The 19,367-nt window shown below is 42.2% G+C and carries 14 protein-coding genes; 6 read left to right on the top strand and 8 right to left on the bottom strand.

Translation table 11 applies throughout. The features are described 5' to 3' along the window. Both B9N89_RS32440 and B9N89_RS15945 read left to right on the top strand, forming a co-directional pair. Positions 1–114 (top strand): integrase core domain-containing protein (locus B9N89_RS32440; protein WP_132317675.1); only part of this gene is annotated, 114 nt, incomplete at its 5' end. Between the two features lie 104 nt (positions 115–218). Then, the gene (locus B9N89_RS15945; protein ID WP_132319943.1) at positions 219–974 is read left to right on the top strand and encodes a hypothetical protein; all 756 of its coding nucleotides are present in this window, start codon (positions 219–221) and stop codon (positions 972–974) included. A gap of 94 nt (positions 975–1,068) precedes the next feature. On the opposite strand, the gene B9N89_RS15940 is transcribed toward B9N89_RS15945, so the two are convergent. Together B9N89_RS15940 and B9N89_RS15935 are read right to left on the bottom strand one after the other, a co-directional pair. After that, positions 1,069–2,049, bottom strand: coding sequence for a glycosyltransferase family 2 protein (locus B9N89_RS15940; RefSeq protein ID WP_132319945.1), 981 nt, complete (start codon positions 2,047–2,049; stop codon positions 1,069–1,071). Positions 2,050–2,057: 8 nt separating this feature from the next. Continuing rightward, on the bottom strand, positions 2,058–3,692 hold the full coding sequence (locus B9N89_RS15935) for a CgeB family protein (RefSeq protein ID WP_132319947.1): 1,635 nt from the start codon (positions 3,690–3,692) through the stop codon (positions 2,058–2,060). Between the two features lie 795 nt (positions 3,693–4,487). On the opposite strand from B9N89_RS15935, the gene B9N89_RS15930 reads away from it, so the two are divergent. Both B9N89_RS15930 and B9N89_RS15925 read left to right on the top strand, forming a co-directional pair. Continuing rightward, positions 4,488–5,354 (top strand): LamG-like jellyroll fold domain-containing protein, encoded by an 867-nt coding sequence (locus tag B9N89_RS15930; RefSeq protein WP_132319949.1) that lies wholly within the window; start codon positions 4,488–4,490, stop codon positions 5,352–5,354. 14 nt (positions 5,355–5,368) lie between these two features. Further along, complete coding sequence (locus B9N89_RS15925) at positions 5,369–6,064, top strand: hypothetical protein (RefSeq protein ID WP_132319951.1); 696 nt, start codon at positions 5,369–5,371, stop codon at positions 6,062–6,064. Between the two features lie 34 nt (positions 6,065–6,098). Here the strand turns inward: B9N89_RS15925 and B9N89_RS15920 are convergent, their stop codons facing one another. Both B9N89_RS15920 and B9N89_RS15915 read right to left on the bottom strand, forming a co-directional pair. After that, positions 6,099–6,698, bottom strand: coding sequence for a hypothetical protein (locus B9N89_RS15920; protein WP_159455415.1), 600 nt, complete (start codon positions 6,696–6,698; stop codon positions 6,099–6,101). Between the two features lie 26 nt (positions 6,699–6,724). Continuing rightward, a complete protein-coding gene (locus tag B9N89_RS15915; RefSeq protein WP_132319955.1) occupies positions 6,725–7,798 on the bottom strand; it encodes a hypothetical protein in 1,074 nt (357 codons plus the stop codon). A 201-nt stretch (positions 7,799–7,999) separates the two neighbouring features. Here B9N89_RS15915 and B9N89_RS15910 point away from each other — a divergent pair, with 201 nt between their 5' ends. Beyond that, complete coding sequence (locus tag B9N89_RS15910; RefSeq protein ID WP_132319957.1) at positions 8,000–8,689, top strand: spermidine synthase family protein; 690 nt, start codon at positions 8,000–8,002, stop codon at positions 8,687–8,689. Continuing rightward, on the top strand, positions 8,686–10,338 hold the full coding sequence (locus B9N89_RS15905) for a spermine/spermidine synthase domain-containing protein (protein WP_132319959.1): 1,653 nt from the start codon (positions 8,686–8,688) through the stop codon (positions 10,336–10,338). The genes B9N89_RS15910 and B9N89_RS15905 overlap by 4 nt, the downstream gene beginning before the upstream one ends. Before the next feature lie 137 nt (positions 10,339–10,475). Here the strand turns inward: B9N89_RS15905 and B9N89_RS15900 are convergent, their stop codons facing one another. From B9N89_RS15900 to B9N89_RS15885, 4 genes are all read right to left on the bottom strand, one after another. After that, the gene (locus tag B9N89_RS15900) at positions 10,476–10,997 is read right to left on the bottom strand and encodes a hypothetical protein (RefSeq protein WP_132319961.1); all 522 of its coding nucleotides are present in this window, start codon (positions 10,995–10,997) and stop codon (positions 10,476–10,478) included. 136 nt (positions 10,998–11,133) lie between these two features. After that, positions 11,134–11,880 carry a hypothetical protein gene (locus B9N89_RS15895; protein WP_159455414.1) on the bottom strand — a complete coding sequence of 249 codons (747 nt, stop codon included), beginning with the start codon at positions 11,878–11,880 and terminating at the stop codon, positions 11,134–11,136. 1,021 nt (positions 11,881–12,901) lie between these two features. Then, entirely contained in the window at positions 12,902–13,426 is a 525-nt protein-coding gene (locus B9N89_RS15890) for a hypothetical protein (protein WP_132319965.1), read from the bottom strand. Next, complete coding sequence (locus B9N89_RS15885; protein ID WP_159455413.1) at positions 13,426–19,236, bottom strand: FG-GAP-like repeat-containing protein; 5,811 nt, start codon at positions 19,234–19,236, stop codon at positions 13,426–13,428. The genes B9N89_RS15890 and B9N89_RS15885 overlap by 1 nt, the downstream gene beginning before the upstream one ends. Between the last annotated feature and the right edge of the window lie 131 nt (positions 19,237–19,367).

Here is a 19,367-nt window from a genome sequence, read left to right as displayed (position 1 = left end):
GCCGAGGCGCGTGAGGCGATAGACCGGTTTGTAGATGAGTACAATGACCATCGGCCGCATCGGTCTTTGGATATGTTGTCACCCAGCCAGTGGCTAGAGAAAATAGTTGCTTAAATGGTTTGTGGAATGGGGAACCTTACAGCCTAGACGACGCTATAACCTGCTACTCCCCCAAATCAATAGAAGATGGGTCGATACGAAACATCTTCGAGTCCTTCTTGAATGTTCTAGACTATGACAGTATCCCCATGGGCTATGATCCATTTGACTTGTTTTATTGGGAATATCGTATGGGAATCTGGCATTCCTTAATTCTCTTGGAATCAGACCCAGCTTTCGAAACCTTTATCCTTTTTAACAATAGATATTTCCTAAAGCAGATTCTTTCGTACCCCGATTACTGTCGTAAAAACAATCAGTTTTTCCTTCGGTTATGTGCCGACAACTGGCCAATTCTGAACTATTGGTTCATTAATGACGAAACCACCCTACCAGATATTGCTGATCAGGAGATTTATGTCTCCAAAGATTCCTTTGAACTAGATAAGGCAACTTTGGAGTCAGGATCCGAAAAAGGAAGTCGGAAACCCGATTTTCACTCTGTATTAAAAAAACACTCTGCCATGTTTCATCTGACTGACAGCGGCCCTAGAAAAGGTGACTATGTTTCATTATCGTTTACAGTAATCAGTCAAAGGCTAAAAAACCGAAAGTACATAGTTTTGAATGTTAGGACTCCGCTAGGAAATGCCTCATATCCAGGCCGGCTTGCAGCAAAGGTTTTGGTAAATGGTGCTGTCCACCACTCAGCTGATATCGCTGAATGGAACGAAAGTCAACAGATCGTCCTCAGTCTCGTAGACAAGAGCAGAGACATTGAAATCCAAGTTCTAATTGTCAGCCTGAAAGACTGTGAACCCTGGTCCTGGGGCAAAGCAGGCACAGTTATTATCGAAAGAATCAGTTTCATTTGAAGAAATATGCTCTAAACAAAGACTCTAATTAGTGTCCATCCAAGAAGGAGGATCTCGGATGGACACTAACTAGTTGGCTACCACTTCAAATATGTTACTGAGGCCATTGATAGAAGGATTTTTGTCCGCAACTCATGTCATGCAGGCTAGCTTCTATCTGTTTCAGCGTATTTTTAGCCTTGTTATCGAGTTCAAAACGAATTCTGTTCTCGGATTCACGAGTTACTAGAGAGTTGGAAAAAAGTAAAGAGTTGATTGAAAAGCTCGACACTACTAATGTTTTGAAGATATATTTAATTCTTTCTTCTCCAAAATATAATTTAAGCCGTAGAAAGTACTCAGTATCCTCAGAAACAACAAGAGGTGCAAAGTATCCAAGCTCTGTAAACACAGGATCTCTCCTGACCATCATAGAAATCATCCTTGGCTTTACAAGATGGCCATTAATGAATATGCTTTCTTGGCTGGCTTGGTCTACTCTAAGAAAATTGCAGTAGGTGCAGATCAACTCAGGATTTTTCAAAAATGGAATTATTTGGAGTTCGATTCTATATGGGTCAGAGTAGTCGTCCGCGTCATGAAAGGTTATGTAGTCACCGCTAGATCGGGCGAGACCAGAGTTGCGTGCTGCCGCTGCACCACCATTCGTAGTGCGTTTAACAAGCTTGATCCTGGCATCTATTTGGGCAAGCTTTTTCATTTCCTGCCAACTCATATCGATACTGGCGTCATCGACAATAATTATTTCAAGGTTACGGTAGCTTTGTTCTAGTAAGCTCTCAATTGACTTCACCAGGGTAGTTTCGCAACAATACACTGGAATAATGACTGAGACTAGTGGACTATTGTGTTTATCAATCAAGCGTCGGTTATAATAAGATTGAACTTGTTGAAATGGAGAGAACTTTCGAGAAGGTAGAATCATCTCTGGATCTGCTAGAGTTTTAATTAGTGTTGGGCTTTCCAAAAGGTGATTGATGCAAGGAATCGAATCTAAACCTTTTATCAACCGATTACTGGAGTCCGAAATAAAGGCTGCGGGATTTCGTCTTAGTTTGTAAATTTTTTTCTTCATACCAATGTTTAGTGTTCGATTCGAGGTGCCAAAAGATGCTCTATATCTTTAAGACTCTTACTTAAGTGGGCCTTAGGGTCGTGTGCGACATAGTTTAATTCATCGATGCTCAGAAACTTTTGGAAACTTACGACCGACTTTAGGTCGACTTCAGACATCAGAAGTTTCGGTAATTGCTCCAGATTGAAGTTCGATGTCGATAAAATAGAGCGCCAATGCGATAGTTTGTCAACCCATTTATAAGTGTCCCCCTCCCGTAGTACTAGGTCGCCATCAATCATCTGGTAGTAGCTGTTCTTCCCAATGACTCCCGCGCTACAATAGTGCGTAGCAATCGCTAGATCTTCAATATAGTGTGCCAGATAAAGGTCTCTAGGTCGCCAAAGAGCAAGCCATTTCACGGAGGTCAATTGTTCTCTGATTCTTGGGAGGTCCAAGTTTTGGATAACTTGAACGTCTTTACCTATGAGATTGTGTTTTTTGTCGCTTAAAATTATTAGTTTCTTGTTTCTATAGCTTTGTCTATTATAATTATGTAGGACCAAGTTTAGTTCTTCTTGCGTGTCTGGCTTTGCAATGACAACTACGATTGGCTCGCTTTTATCAAGACAATAACCAATTCTCCTAAGGACTTGGTGCAGTCTTATCGAAAAACGGTCGTTTTTTAAAACCTGTCTAAGCAATTTGATTTTTTGGCGGTTTAGACTCTCACGATCTCTTAACACTTTCAGGGAGTCCCGCATATCGTCGTGGTTATCAGCAGTGATTATTCCTGTTGGAAACTTAGTTTCTATGCTTTCAGCTTTATTTGTGATTACGAGTGTATTGCTCGCAATAAGCTCATATACTCTTCTAGAGAGCATGCTGGGTGAATCTGTGACTGTATTGACGTTTATTCCACATTCATATCCTTTATACGCAGTTTCGATGTCTCGGAAAGAAAGGCCTCCAGCTATGAGTTCTCGATATTCTTCGGGAAACTGTTTTTCTGGATTAGTGGTGCCGAAATTTCGATCGTAGATTTCAATATCAAGATTTGGCTTTATTGCGTCAATTAGGTTTTTGAAAGCAATATTCCTTTCTGGTAGCTCCCGATAGTATGAGCCAGCAAAACAAGCCGCCATCTTTCTCTTGTGAGTTTCAATAGGGTTTGAGAGTAGCGGCTGAAAACCAAACTCAAGAAGTTGACAGTCGTAGATGCCAGTAGATTGATAGCGAGGAATAGAATTTACATCTGTTGTGAATACATACTCGAACAATGTCGCTGCTTCGATAAATCGATCAAAATGCACGGGGTCTTCTTTGTTCCAAAAAACTGTTGGGATAGATCGAGATCGACAGAAGGCAACAATTCTCTTCAGGATTGCATGTGGTCTATCTCTAATCTTTCCTTTCCACTCTCCGTTTATTCCAAACCAGGCAGACTCCACGAACAAAAGGTGTGGTTCCATTTTGGTTAGCTGTGATTTCCAAGATAGGGGGTGAATTACTTCGATATTGATGTCTGGTTCAAAGGAGTGGAATGTAATAGGATCGACAACAGCAGCCATTCGTATTTCGCATAGCTTTTTTGGAGTTTCTCTCACTTTATCGCTCGAGCGATTCTTCAAAAGCTCATTGAGCCACTTTTTTAGAAGTTGCATCTAATCCTCTAGCTGGGAGGCCAGCACTCACCTATAATACTGACGATAGTGTTTTTGGAAGAATGGTGTACATAAAGTAACTACCACGAATATATGGAATAAACCATAAACTGAAGACGATAGCATGGATACACCAAGAATGATATCGCCTAATTTGAAGCAATGTATTTTCTCAACGCGCTAAACATCCAGTTAATTGATTTCAGTCTGAGCTGATTGGCTCACTTCCCACGCAGAGTATGTCGGGATTAGTTGAATGGAAACAGGCTCGGAGATGTTTCAATCTTTTTTGCAGATGCTACCATTTGGAAATCTTGATCCGGTGAAGTTTGTTATAAAGACCTAGCTAATCTGATGGGTCTAGCAGGGTGTCGCAATGCATCTAATATCGGTTTGTACTACGTGTATTTGCTGCATATAGTATTTATCATTGCGTGTGTTTACTAATCGTTTGAAGGAGCTAGGCTAGTTGGAAGTAGTGGAGGGGTGCGCTTTTCAAGGTCCGGTAGCCCGGGATCTCTCAGTACGCACCTCGATAGCCTCTCAATAGTTTATCTCTGTGTCGATAGATGGATGTGAGAAGTGGGGTGTAATAAGTTGGGCCAGGCGCGGGTAATCAGTCTAACCTAGCGTGACAGAATGGGTAGTAACTACACCGAGCCCGCAGTGCGATTCAATCATAATCGATAGATTCTTTTTTTCGCAATAACCTTGCTGAAAGTGTGTCTTCGCTAAGCCCGTGGTTGTGTCTACACATTCACTATGTCGCACTAAGGTAAACTAACAGGTATTGCTATGAAAATCTTGGCCATTGTGTTAGCCGGAATTCTTTTCAGTTTCGGTCCGGTAAAAGCAAACTCCTCAAAACTGAACTCAACCCTCCAGAAAGCAAAGATCTTGATTCTCGAAAAGGAGATAGAAAATTTAAAAAATCAAAACCAAGGTTATATAAGCAACTTATATAGCACGAAGTTTGCTGGGGATTACGCATTATCCTTGGGAACGGTGGATAATTTAAAGACATCTCCTCAAGCAGATGAATATACCATAGGTGCTTGGTTTCGTGTTGTTAGTGACGATACTAAGGGTTCAATCATGGGAAAGGGGCTAGGAGATATTGGGGAGAAGGAGTATCAAATCAACTTTTTCAATGGTCGTTTGTATGGGATTGTTGGTGGTACTCCCAGTCGGTCTGTGCCAATAAAAGATAGAAATTGGCACTTCATTGTGATTCGGAATCAAAAAGTAGGCGGGGTCTTTCAATTTTCAGTTTTCTTGGATGGTAAGCTTCTGGATACTAAAGAAAGTGGCGCTTATATTGCCACTGTGCCCACGTTTATCGGCGCTCGTTATTGGAAAGAAAACTCTTCAAATGTAGCAGTTCCAGGGTGGTTCTTTACAGGAAGTATCGACGAGGTGAGCTTTTGGCAAAAGTCTCTATTAGACATGGAAATTGAATCCCTAGCTTTAGGTGGTAGACCAAAGAACTTGTTAGGAGAGTTTCTACATTACCGATCAAGCTCTTCTCTTAAGGCTTGGTGGCGAATGGGAGACCATCGAAATGATATTAATGGAAATCTTGTTGTCCACGATATCGTCGGCGATATTAATGGGACTCTGACAAAGGAAGAGTCTGATATAGTCATTCCACTAACTCCATAAAATAGGGAAAAACCATGAAAAAATTTAGACATCCGATGCTGAGTATTGGTCTCATTCTTAGCTTTTGCTCGCCTGCATTACTTGCAAGGCCAAGTAGTGAAGACTCTAGCAAAATTCAGAGAGAGCTTATCAGTCAATCAACGAAAATAATCTTACTTCAGAAAGAAGTTGAAGCGCTTAAAAAGCTTGTTCAAGATATCACAAGCGGAAAGATTGAGATTGATAAACTCAACGCCAAGTTTGTAGAAGCGGATATCTTAAAAGCAGACTCGATTGAAGTGAATCAAATTGCGGTGAAAGGTCAGCTTAAGGTTAAAGGAAAGACTGAGCTTGAGGATACACTAGACGCCAAAAAAGGAGCAAAACTTGCAAATATTGGAGTAGGACACTGTCCTCATGCAAGTTGTGAGTACTCCTATGAAACAATACAACTCAAGAGTATTCACAATCTGCGATTTTTGTTCGGCGAAGATCGTAAATTCTTGGTTCGGAACAACGGAGGAGTAGAAGCTAAAGGTGTCATTCACTCTGAAGAAGGCGCCACTTTTGGGGAAGTCGCAATCGGTCACTGTCCTTACTCTAGCTGTACGTTTGGCTACGAAACCCTTCAAGTCCCTGAAAATCGGAACTTACGATTCATGTTTGGAGATGACAATCATTTTACTCTTTACAATTCGGGACGCGTAGATGGCTTTCCTGCTAGTCAATGAGTTTTACAACATTTCTTGAGGGTAGTTATCTACCCTATTTACCAATCTCTTTTTCCAAGCTCAACCAGTAATGATTAATGTCTTGAAACTTATTCGGGTCGAAGCCTTCCCACTGACTTCTTGTCTTTAAAGCTACTAGTATTACCTTAAATTGAAGAATCTTCGGCATATCCCATGGTAGAAGTAGAGCTTCTTTGTGCATTCCAATGGAGTTTCGGTTGCTAGTTATCAATATACGAAGGTCGTTTTTTTTGAAATATTGAGGAAAAGTCTCAGATAGATGAGCAAGATTCTGATCAACGTTTCGCACGCCTTTTCGAAAGGCGCTAGTATCAGGTTTCATGATAAAATCATATGTAATCGTTCCGAACTCAAGCTGATAGGGAGCAATAGTTCCATAGGGTTTGGTTTGGGCTAGAGCACCACAGAATGTACTGCTATTAAATAGATCTATTGAAGACGAAGCAGTGGCAGATCTATCTAAACTCTGATTGCAGCGAAGCTGCTTATTAGCAGAATCATCTTCGTCACTCCTTGCTTGCCACTCCAGTTCGAAGGCCGAGCGATAATGCTCAATCGCAGCAACTATATGATCCTCTTCGCTCAAATAGTCTTTGGATGTTGGCTGTGACAAGGACCCTGAGCAGGCGGGTATTAAAGCTAACGAGAGTAGTAGAGCATGTTTGTAGGCTTCTCTAAGCAAAACGAAACTCCTGTAGAAATTGTAATGGCAGCTAATACAGTCATTATGTTATTCGGTATAGCGGCAACACCTAGATTGAACGCAAGAATCTCAAAGATGGGGCCGATAACGTATATAAATAGAACCTTATGCCATAAGAATACCTGCAATGATTTTTTGCCGGTCCATTCGAGTACCTTAGTTGCAAAGCCCAGACATCTGTATCCTATATTCAGCCTCGCTGCCAGCATGACAATCGTTAGGTTAACAAGCAATGTATGAGATAATCCCTCAAGGCTTTGAAAGAATAGATGTTCGAACTCTAGAATATTGTTTGGGTTAACCTGATGGTTAGGCATCCAAAAGAGGCTGACCATCGTAAAAATTATCGAGCAGACAAGTAAAGTACTCCATTGAGCCTTATTTGCAGTGGAAAAAAACTCCCCTAGAAAAAGACCAATCAGAGCTGATGGAAAAAAGTACTCTAATTGGGCATCATACTCACATCCAGGACCTATGAACCCACAAACTCTTAGTTCTAGAGTTCCAGACATTGGCGCTAGAACATAGTACAAGATAGGGATCATAATCACCAAAACAGAATGGTACCATCTAGGGAATAAGTATCGAATTGTAGTGATAGTTCCTAATATCACTGACCAAGCCAATAGAGGATGGAAGGTGAATATAGCTCCAAACTCGGAAGCAACAAATATATTTTCTATGGAGAATAACCCAAAGATAATCGCGTAGCGCTTCATCTGCCTTTTATAGACGCCAGGCTCATGAATTTTTGAAGACTTTAGGCCAAGGTTGAATGCGGCTAACATTAGATAGAGCTGGCTAACGTAGGGAGTAAGGTATTGAACCATCCATGAAACTACAACACCAGAAGGATTGAGGTGTATGTCGCCCCAGCTGCTTGGTAGCAAGTCATACTGATTAAGATAAGCGCTTCCCCAGACATTTAGAAAATAGCCATAGTGCTGAACAAATGCGAGGAGAATTATAACTCCTCTTAATATATCTAATGATTTTAGTCTATTATTCATTTCTATCTGCTTTGTTTCATCCGGTCCTCGGAGGGACTCACCTAAGACAGGTATACAGGCTAAGTATTGCGGCTTAGAGATATTGGGATTTCACACGTCCAAAATGACTTATGCAATATTTTGCAGGTTGCAATGTCTAAGTGGGCTTAAGGGGTCCTGTTGTGGACCTAGAAACAAAATAGAGCGTTGCTAAGAGTCATCATGTTATCACCTCCACATATCAGCAAGATAAGTCTTGCAATAGGCACTTTCGTTGTCGCTTCTTGTAGCATTATCTATGAGTTAACCTTAGCGCAGACTATGAGTTCGTTATTTGGAGGGACAGTCCTGCGCTATGCGGTAACTGTTGGGCTCTACATCGCATCGATGGGTTTCGGAGTTGTTGTTTTTGAGCTTAACAAGACGAAGCTTGATCTAGTTAGCAGCTTTATCAATCTAGAAATGACCTTAGCAATCCTAGGAGCCTGTTTCCCATTTGCTATGATTGTATTAACAAGTAGTCTTAGTACAGTAGCTTTTGGGGCACTAGCAAGTGTTTCCCTATGCCATATATTTGTTATCATAATTGGTTTCTTATCTGGCATTGAGCTGCCACTCCTTATGGAAGCTGGTGAAAAAGCTAGTGTCAGTTCAGGAAGTCAAGTTCTTGCTTTCGACTACTTGGGTACTGTCGCAGGATGTTTTACATTTCCTCTCTTTTTGCTACCAAGTTTGGGGCTTTTTGCTACAGCGCTTTCCCTGGCACTTGCTAATGCATTGATAGCTTTTATCTTTGCCTGGCAGCAGAGCTACTCTAGAACGCGATCTGCTATGTTGCTTACCACGATCATGGGACTGCTAATATTTTCCGATACAATTAGCGAGTACATTCTCAAGGAGTTTTATCTTTGAATTCCTCTCGAAAAGTTTACGGTTTGGCTATGCTCCTTTCTGTGTGTAGCTTTCTCTATGAGTTAAGTATAGCTAAAATATTTTCAGATTTGCTCGGAAACTTCATCTTATGGCAAAGCGTGACTATCGCTGTATACATAGGTGGTCTGAGCTTCGGAGCATTTCTGTCTGATACGAAGAGGTTTGCGCATAGCCGGGTGAGGTTTCTGAAAGTTGAGTTGATGCTATCTATATTAGGACCTTTAGTTCCTCTCTTCTTGCTGGCAGGGCACATAATATATCGAATCTATTTCAATGATGCGATGATAGATGTTCTCGAAACATCAGACTTCCTTACCATCCAGCAAGTGAAAGAAAGTAGATGGTTACCGTGGGTTACGTATGTTCTTTTGGGGCAGGGTCTCACCTTAGCTATTGGTACGTTATCAGGTTTCGAGATACCCTACTTGATTCAGTCACTGAAGGGTAAGGGTAACCATTCGCTGATGGTTTTGGGATTCAACTACTTTGGCTCATTATTGGCGTCGCTAGCTTTTAGCTTTTGGCTCTTGCCACAAGTTAGTGCAGTTTACACATGTCTATTTGCAGGGGTGTTGAACCTGATTTGTGCGGTGTTTATCGCAGAAGAAAAGTCTAGAAAGTGGGTTGCTTTTCCAAGTTTCTGTCTGATAGTTTGTGCTTTTCTGTATCAACCTACTTATAAGGCCAATCGCCACGTTTTCTACTATTATTTCTACAAGTACTTGCCTGAACAAGTATCAATGAGTGAGCTCCCTCGGTTTCTTAGCTTTTTACCTCCTATCGAAGAGAGGCAAACTCTGTATCAAAAGCTTGAGTTCGCCTCTCTACCGCTTCAAGATGAGCCACATACCAACGGCCTATTTATTGATGGACACTTTCAATTTGATTCCTCATCCGAAAGGAGCTATCACGAGGCGATGTCGAGGCTTCCTCACCTTATTGCATTGATGAAGCCAAAAGCTCCCTTGATTTTAGGTGGTGGAGATGGCTTGTTAGCTAGAGATCTTATAAAGGAACTTGATCAATCAACAATAATTGAACATGTAGAATTAGATGAAGGCATGTACGAGTTTTCTAGAAACAGTGAACAAATGATTGGCCTCAACGAGGGAAGCTTATCTAGCGATAGAATTCATACTTCATTTGTAGATGCTTTCTCGTTCATAAAGAATAGCTCAAAATACTATGATGGCATATACATCGATTTTCCATATCCATACTCATACGATGTCTTAAAGCTATACAGCGTGGAATTCTACCGCATGCTCTTCAAAAGGATGTCCAAAGAGTCATTTGCAGTTCTAGACATTCCTCTAGTGAACAGCAGTAGTCCACACTCTGGAGCTAACGGTTTTCAGCATAACTCAATCATTATGTCGACTCTCCATGAAGTTGGCTTTTCGCATCTAATCCCCTATGCGGTGGGGGATGAAAGTTTCATATTTGCTTACAAAGGCGAGAGATCACTTCGTCAGCTTGACCCCACAATGGGCACGGAGCTAGCTCACATCAGTATGGAAGTATGGTCGCAGACTCTTGATGCTGAGTTTTCTTTCGAGATTGATAGCCAATATGTTAACTCAATTTTTAAGCCTACTCTGTTGAGTTTTCGCGATGACTTCTTTTGATCGGGTTTTGAGAGTCAAGATTTATATGTACTTTGAGAACTCTGATGTTTCTAAAGAGACCTAACAACTCTCCGATAATTTACATAAGTCTCGGAGAGCTTCCCTAAGGTCGCTCTGCGATTTATTGGTAGGAAGGGTTAGTTAGCTACTTTATCATTTATGCTAAGTTTCGCCGGTAGAGGGTCTATGCAAACTCTTATGTTGGGAAAGTTAGTGTTTGTTGCAGCGATCGCAGAACGAATCTGCAACTGGAAATCGTAGGTGGTACCGACCCACTGTAGTTCCAATTTTCGTGAATCTGAATTGTAAGCAGCCGACCCACCTAAGATTTCAGGCACAGCGCCATAGGTGTTGAGAACAGTCCAAGAACCAAGAGAGTGCTTTCCTGGTGTTTGATAGTCTGCATAGATATGATATCCACGGTGACCAGAAAGCCTTGCGGAAAGATTATCACCCGTAATAAACTCTAAGGAGTGCCAGTTGCCGTCAGCACCATTGGGGATGGTAATAAACTGGGGACACTTATCATTACCGCTAAATTGATCGCTTTTTAGCTGCTCAACTGTTGATGTTAACTGCCTTATCTTTGCGCTATGCAAAAGGAGCATCTTCTCCAGCTTCTCTACTTTCTCTTTCAGAGAATTGCTTGGATTTGCCAAACATATTCCTGAGCCAAGCAGTAAGCATACGAAAGATAGCGACTTGTAAGTGTATTGGTTTATGGTCATTGTGTCCCTTTGGTGTAGACGGCGAAGACAAGAGTTATACTTGCTCTCTTGATAGCCCTGGTGAAGTTTAGTAAAAGCAGAGTATGCGATATCCCGTATAAATATCCAATGGATTCGGATTGACTACAGTAGGAGTATCTGCCGAGTACTTTCTCGAAATCACAGCAGTAGGAATATTTTCTTCCTCCCATATTGAGGAAACGGAATTTCCGCCATCAGTGATCATTTCTAGTTCGTAGTTTCTGACAACATCATTGTCATCAGGAAGGAGCTGACAAGCAGTAGTAGTTTTAGGCAGTCCAAGCCTGACATAAAGAACGCCATTCGACAACGCAACCTTCCTATTGCTATCGATGGACTTGGTCGTAAGATCAGAAGGAGTAGTAGTAGAGTGGTAATCGTTGAAGATATCACGAACCCAAACTCCATTGTCTTCCGATGAATGTCCGAAACTAATTTCAAAGAAACGAGGTTGATGAACTGTATTCCATCCAGAAGGCGTTTTCATCAATTCTACTGACTCATTGCGATGGGCTTGCATCACAACTGGTGTAATACGTAGGTTGAAAATATTACCGCCTGGTGTTTGTCTCTTGTCAAGGATTGTGACAGTGCCGGCATAAGTGTATTTGTAGATCGTGACTCTTTGAAATAGCTCGCCACCCTTTAAGGACTTTATTGAAATATCCTTGTCATTTCCATCGATAAAAATTGTATCAATATTGCTCACATCTATGTCACTCAATATCTGTCCGTCTGCTGAGGATTTTAGCTTCAGAACCCGGGTCGATGGGGTTAAACGTTTCTTAAGCATAAAAATTTTAGCATCTTGCGAAGAGATTTTTTGCTGAATGGCTTGATTTGTAGCCGAAAGCCCATAACTTGTCATGAATAAGTATAAGATTGAAATAATGCTTGTTTTCATATTACCCTTTCCAGTTCTTGGTTTTTCTCCGAAGTAGACCCATTTTTAGAAGTAACTTACAATTGAGTCGCTTTGTTCTATCTACCCTTCTTCTGAATTGCAACCTCAATCGGTGTTTTCGTTTCAAAGCGTTATGGGTTCTATCGCAATTATAGTGATGTCGCCACGTTTCATACTTTCTCGAACTTACTTTAGGATCCCTCGTCTTTAAACCAATCTGCTTCTGATAGCCCTCTTTTCAAAGTACTCGATTTTATCTAGATTCAAGCTTATTGCTATCATTCACATGACCTCAAAACGAATTAGTTACTCGATCTACAACTTGTTCCATAGCTTTGATACTAAGTATGATCACATGAGGTGATCACTCGCTCCCTGCGATGCCTCTTCGAGAACAAGTGTCCTGCACCCCAAATATGCGAAATGGCTTCTTTAAAGAAAAAACCAAACTGTGATCAACCTCCATCGGCACGTATATCATGCCATTTGCAACACCTGAAATTCGTCCAGCAGCACTCTACCAACTTCGGAGACTATTAACCGATCACCCTCTGCGATAGAGCTTCCAACTACCTCAAAATCCTGCCCTTTGAAATCAGAAGCTTTGATCAACAAGGTTATTCGAGTATCAGTAATAATAAAAAAATGTCGCCTTAATTAAAGGTTGAGACCCGATACTGGCCTCCTTTCCATAGATCACATATGACGATATCCGCACGCTAACAAATAGCCCCGACACAGCTTCGCTTACCATTTCCTTCAGCAAGGGTGGGAGGATATACCAACTCCACACTATCCTTGGTCACAGCGGTATCAAAATCACCTGTGACACCTACGGGCAGCTTGAGGCTAGTCAGGTGGAGGTTGGGAGTGTCTTTGGGTAATTTTGAGGTGAACGTATCTATGATTTTTATCCTGGATGATACTCTGGTCCGTAAACGACAGGGATCCCATTAGTCTCAGCTATCGCGATAAAGTCACCTATGAATTCAAGATCAAACGGAATAGAAGCGTAACCAGACTTTAGAGAGATGTTTGCGAATTTCTTCCCCCCAAGAATAGGTGCCACATGGATCTTGTCAATGTCAGATAACCTGAAAGATTGTATCGACGAACCATTGCTGCCAAAGAGATGAATAGAATCGGCTAAAATCTCAAGCCGATCCAAGTATCCAAAACGCAGTCTGAATGCGATCGATTTACCAAACCAGAGTGACATCCAGGAGATACCACCTATTCCCAAGAATGAAGTAATGGTGGTTATGTGTTTCTCTTCCGAATGTACTGCGATCGCGAGTAGACTGATTGAGACGCAAATACCGATAAACGTCTTAGCAAGGAAACTTGTCTGCAGATTAGGGTAAGTATTCTTGCCTATTACATAGGTTCCTTGGATTGATGACAAGTCTCTTTTTGCTTTGTCGTCTAGGCCCACTATTCACCTCCGAAAATGATGTCCGCGACTGAATTGAGTACTTCGCCAGCTGCTGAATTCATGTTATCAGAAAAATTTGCTGTCGCCTCATTGCTCAGATCGAGCTTAAAATGAGTCTCAGTCCCTGCTGTAACAGGCCCTGCGCCGGTTTGGTTCCTGAGCCTCACCGTAGCTCCACCCGTATTCGCAAACACCCTAACATCGCTTTTTATTGGGCCTAATTTGCCTGCGGCAGTCAACGAAGCATATGGGCTGAACTTATCTTTCTGAAATTCTAGCCCTGCGAGTGCTTTCACTTTCGCGCTTACGACCGGCAGCTCGATGCTCCCGACACCCCCTCCTCCACGAAAATAGGGGCTCATCTTGCCTTTGTTCGGATCCCATCCAACCACGGCTTCACCAGCGTATTGTATTCCGCCACCTGCTTGAGCTTCGGTAGAAAATCTCGCAGAACTACCGTCTGGTGATATTGCTTTACCCATGCCTCCTGAAGCAAACCCTGTCGATCCTGAGACTTGGGTGACTATCCTAGTGGTTTTATACTGGAATAACGATCCGATCCCTTTGGAAAAATACTCTGCTGCCTTGACCATATCCAGACCACTTGGGTCTATGTACTTCAGTGGATTGTTACCTGCGTAAGTGTAGAGGTTACAACTTAGGGGACTGCTGATACACCTCTCTGGTTGCTCAAGGTACAACGGGTCCGGCGAAATAAACCGTCCCAACTCAGGAGAGTAATATCTAGCCCGCATCTGATCCAAGCCAAAGTTGCGATCGTTGATGCCACCAGCGAATAGATAAGTTGGAGATCGTTCCTCGTTCACTTCAGCAACCAATCCCCCAAAGGGAGTCTTCTCGTTAAAATGGTTGATTTGGCCATTCTCTGCATCAATCAGGAGCCACTGGCTACTGACATTGTCACTAACATTATAGCTGAACTTATCGGTTTGTTGAGCGACTATCTTATCATCGAACTTATAGAAAAACTCGAATGCTCCTTCACTCTCTTTGTATTTTACAAAGTCATTTACAAAATAGGTTTTCGACCTGCCATCCACACTTTCGGTTTCTTGGAAAAGGCGTTTTAAGTCTGGTTTGTAGCCATAGCTTGAGCTACTGCCATCCACCATTTTAATAGTGCTAATTTGACCCAATGAGTTCCAGTTGATGTCCTGATGCTGTTGGCTATGTGATAGTCGGCCAAAATCACCAAAGCTCCAAACTTGGTTTCCAAGAGAGATTGTATCGAGGGCTTCACCAACATACTTTCTTTCGAGGTTCTTTCCTAGAATTTTGGTGATATCACCTGTTGGGTCATAGGAATAATCGGCGTCAATAGCTTTCATGCCTTGATCTAACCTGCTTCCAGCAAGCTGATAATTTGAAATCTGTCCCCTGCTGTCATAGCGATAGGATTTCTGAAAAGACTGATAGTAAGGGTTAGCACCTGATACCTCTAGGATGCGATCAAGCTTATCGTAGGAATTGAATTGATGGGTAAACAACTCAGCTGTTCCAAAACTTCCTGTATGGCTTCTAACCCTGTCTTTTTCGTCGTAGCTGTAGATCTGGCTGAAAGGCATGCTAAGGTCTTGCCTTTTGAAGCTTAGGCTTGCCAACCGATCTAGGTCATCGTACGCAGTCTCTGCAAGTAGCGATCCCGTCGCTTCTTTGGTGTGACCATTTCTTTCGTCGAAGATATATCGAACCTCTGAATTATCGGGATATATGACCTTAGTTAAACGTTGGTGTTCATCATATTCAAAAGATGTATTGATCTGGTTTCCTGCACTGGAGAGAAAAGTCTCGCGCTCTACATTACCGAAGACATCATAGTCATAATCGAAAATATCATCTTTTATCTTTAGAGTACTGAGTCTCCCAAGTCCAAACTTAGCATTGGGGTCATCATAAGAAAATGTGAAGAGGCGTGATTTTGGGCCTAAAACTCCCTTAGAGTCTCCTAAGGCACCATCCCGGCTCAGCTCACGCCCTAAGCCATCATAGGCAAGGTAAACTGCCTCAAGTACCTTTCCACTGACGGAGCTGGTGACTCTTTCCGTAAGCTGGTCTTCCTCATTATAGGCCATAGTAATTGTCCCGAGTCCACCAGCTAGTATTTCAGTATTTCTACCTAACCTATCGTAAAAGTAAGTTCTTGCTGGCTGACCCGCGTTCACAAGCTCACTAATTTGATCCTGGAGATTGTGGCTTAACAGCAATTGGCTGACTCCAGAGTTTTCCTGAAACTCGCTACCGCTACAGGCGCTTGTTTGGAGTTCCTGGCTTAAAAGTGTAATCAAGGATCTATCGTATATATCTTCTACGAGGCAGGTGCGGCCGAAGTGATCAGTGACCGTTCTCCTTAGCTCCTCTTCTTGGTTGATATGCTGCGTTCCATTTGTGAAATACTGCCACGACTCCAAGCCTCCATCGCTGTGAGTCACTTGTACCAGTCTCTTTAGGTAGTCATACTCTCGAGTCGTCATTCGTGCTGTGGGTTGAGCTAGCAGTGGTGAGTTAAGGTTTGAAATAGATATCGGCATCGACTGCCTACTGGGTTTACCGTGAAGGCCAAATTCTTGGAGTCCTGACAATAGCCATCCGCCGTTATTGGATGGTGATACGGTACCAATAGTTCGCATCAGCCCGTCTGCAAGAGTTGTGCTTGGCTCGCGAGCAGCAGTGGTGAATTGAGAAAAGGAGCTCGGTTTGCCTTCACTACCCCAGGTATAGGTGAACCAAGTACTAGGTTCGTTTTGCCCTGGCATCGTGATTGATTGCAGTCGGCTTAGGCCATCCCACTTATACTCACTGATAACAGCCTGCTCTGGACGGTGGTTTTGACCATAGTGAAGCGAGACTTTTGCCCCTTTGTCCATAGCATAACGATATTCTTCAGTGAGGAAACGACTGGGGTCTTCGAGGCTTACTTGTTTCGCTACTTCTGATGGTAGAAAGTCATAGCCATGCTCATAGCTGATTGTAGTCTGATAACCAAGACTATTCATCACCTGAGTGACATTTCCGAAGTTATCATATTCAAGTGATTTATTGAATATCTCTGCACTCGCGGGGCCACGGTAAACCGCCTCGAGATCGCCGTCATCATTCCAACTCAATCGCTTACGTAGGACAGTTCCGTTGTCTTTCGGATCTACTAGTTCGAAAGATTTCGGTATATTTATTAATCGTAGGGGGTGTGATGTAACAAACTGAGTGTGAACTTTTCTGTATAGATTTCCATTCACGTCGAAGTGTGATGTTGTTTGCGAGCTAGGGATAAGCTCAGAGCTGAGAGTTAGGGACGTTGCCACTTTTCGCGTTTTGATGCCCCCAACTTGTTCTTGGCTTTTAGTAACTTTTTCTGATGTATAAGAGTGCCAGCTATTGTTGCCCGTGGCCAAGGTTTCGTATCGATTATTGACTTCTTCAAAAAGTAAATTACTTTCGATATCATATCTTTTTAAATCTTTTATGAGACCTTTTAGAAGACCTTTATTCTCCTTGGTGTAAAAATGCCAGTCTGTCTTTACGCCTTTACTAGCGAGTCCGTTGCTGTTCAACTGGTGTGCTTGGTTAGAGCTTACCGTTTGGTAACCATAAAATTCATTGCGCTCATAGTCAAAGTAGCCATCCTTGTAACGATAATCTACTGACTCGACAATATTGATCTTATACCCTTTGTCAAACTTGTAGGTTGGTGCATAGCGTTCTTGTTTCTTTAAGAGCTGATGGGTTACTGGAATTTGGTCAGCTTGATTTTCTACGGATACGAGATTCCTTGACGATTCGTATGTAAACTCGCTTCGCTGCCCCAATTCATCCTCAACTTTCTCCAGTAGAAATGGCGCTTGGTGTTTTTGGTTTTGGTAAGGGTCAAAGTAATAGATCCCAGCCGCCTTACTATTTACTGCAAAAATCAGGTCAGTGGATCCATTGCCATTGATATCACCAAGATCGAGCATAGTGATGGGATGGTTTCTAAACTCACTACCCAGCCGGATCAGACGTGAGGAGAATCCGCCTTGGCCATCATTTATGAGAATTTTTAGGTTTACGATTCCATCGTAGAAAATGAGGTCAGTAAGCCCGTCGCCATTTATATCTCCATAGCGCGACACGTTAAGCATGGCATTGCCTTTATAGCTTAATATTCTCACAGGACCAAAATGGCCATCGCCCTGATTCTCTTGAAAGGCTATTTGTTGCTTGTTCGGTGCATATTGGAAGAGACTGAGATCGGCTAGCCCGTCGCCATTGAAGTCTAACCATCGCAGGTCGCTGCTACGGCGGCTATGGTATATTTTGAGATCCTGGGGATCCTTTACTACGTAACCAGGCTTGAACTTTATATCGGAGTTTTGACTATCGTTAAGATAAACTAGAAAGCCAGTGGAGTTATAAAAAATATAGTCAATTTTGCTATCTCCATTAAAGTCCACCCAAGCCGCAACGTTAGAGCTCATCGGAATACTTGCTGGTAGGCCTTTTGGCTTTATTGCTGGTGGCCCCCAAAGGCCATCTTGGGTCTTATTCAGTATTGTTTGACTGTTATATAAGAAGTCAATGCGGCGATCGCCATTAAAATCGCCAAAAGTATGTACCTTCGCTTGCAATGTGAAGGCATGAAATCCAAGATCAACTGGTTCGTTGAATGAACCCTTACCTTTATTGATCCAAACAAACCACTTATTATCTTTTGGTTTGAATGCAAGGATATCCGTCAATCCATCACCATTGAAGTCCACGAAACTTGCATTAGTTCGCGTGAGAGAAGATCGATTTGGGATATCTGTAGAGTTCAAGTTTTTGGAATCTAAGTTGATTCCTTCCACATCTGAAAGTGGGGAAGAACTATAGGACAGTTTTGTAATGGGAGTGGTATCACTATCACTATTGCCCAGTTTTTGAAAACTAGTCAGAAGGCTACGACTAGATATGCCTTGTTCTTCGTAACCTAGAGCTAGTTGGTTAATTCTCACGAGGTTTTTGAAATCTTGATTCTTGAGCTGCTCTTTTAGAGCTGTTAAGCCTATTTTGCTTTGATTCCAATATTGAGTGATTGATGTTAAGCGCATGCTAATTTTCTGCGCGTAACCTTTACGGTTGTTTGTCCACTTGTCTCCTCGTTCTTCGTACTCAAAGTTGCTAGCATATATTGTGCTGCCATCTTGATTCACGAAGAAAATATTCTTGAGGATCGAGTATCGATCATCAACTAGATGTTCATAACTAAATACTAATCTATTCCCATAGGAGTCTTCAACCCAATCAAGAAGCCACTCACTTATGAACTTTCCATTTCCTAATCTAGTTGCACTGCTTTGACCAAAGTATAGCTTCTTCTTTCCAAGGTCTAATCGGTAGCCGTCACCATGCTTCTCATATCTGTGCCAGCTTCTGTTAATTCGGGGCAGCAAGTTTCCATCGGATTGAAGGCTTAGCTCTCCATCTAGCGAGGAGTGAATAGAAGAATTCTCATTTGGAACTCCATATTGAGTTGTTCTAAATAGCCTAGGGAAGCCCATTGAGAATCCTTGGCCAAGGATCCCATTACCTCCTTGTGATGAGTAGGATATAGAGGGTAACTTCCAGAGATCTCGCCATTTCGGGTAGTCGACTGGAATTGTATAGCTAAGATTACCTGTAAAACCGTTAACCTTACTTTTGCCATCGAAGCTAAGCAGGGTTCCGTTTTTTTCAGGTAAACTCACTTTAGTTGGATCTAAGCCACTTGGATCTTGTTCAAAAGCATACGGAGACGCTTCTACTACAGATGTTGATAAAAGTAAGAGTATTAACAAAGAACAAGATCTCATAGTGGCCTTTCATTTATACCTAGGAAGAGTCCCTAGAGGAACTAGTTAAGTAACTGGAGCAGCGTTGTGATCTTCGCGAGATCATCGGGCGCTGCTGCTAGAGGAAGCCGTTACTT

The sequence above is a fragment of the Pseudobacteriovorax antillogorgiicola genome (genome assembly GCF_900177345.1).
Classification (GTDB): Bacteria; Bdellovibrionota_B; Oligoflexia; order Oligoflexales; family Oligoflexaceae; genus Pseudobacteriovorax; species Pseudobacteriovorax antillogorgiicola.
The sequence above is the reverse complement of the archived record's forward strand: the minus strand, read 5'-3'. Positions and strand labels throughout refer to the sequence as shown.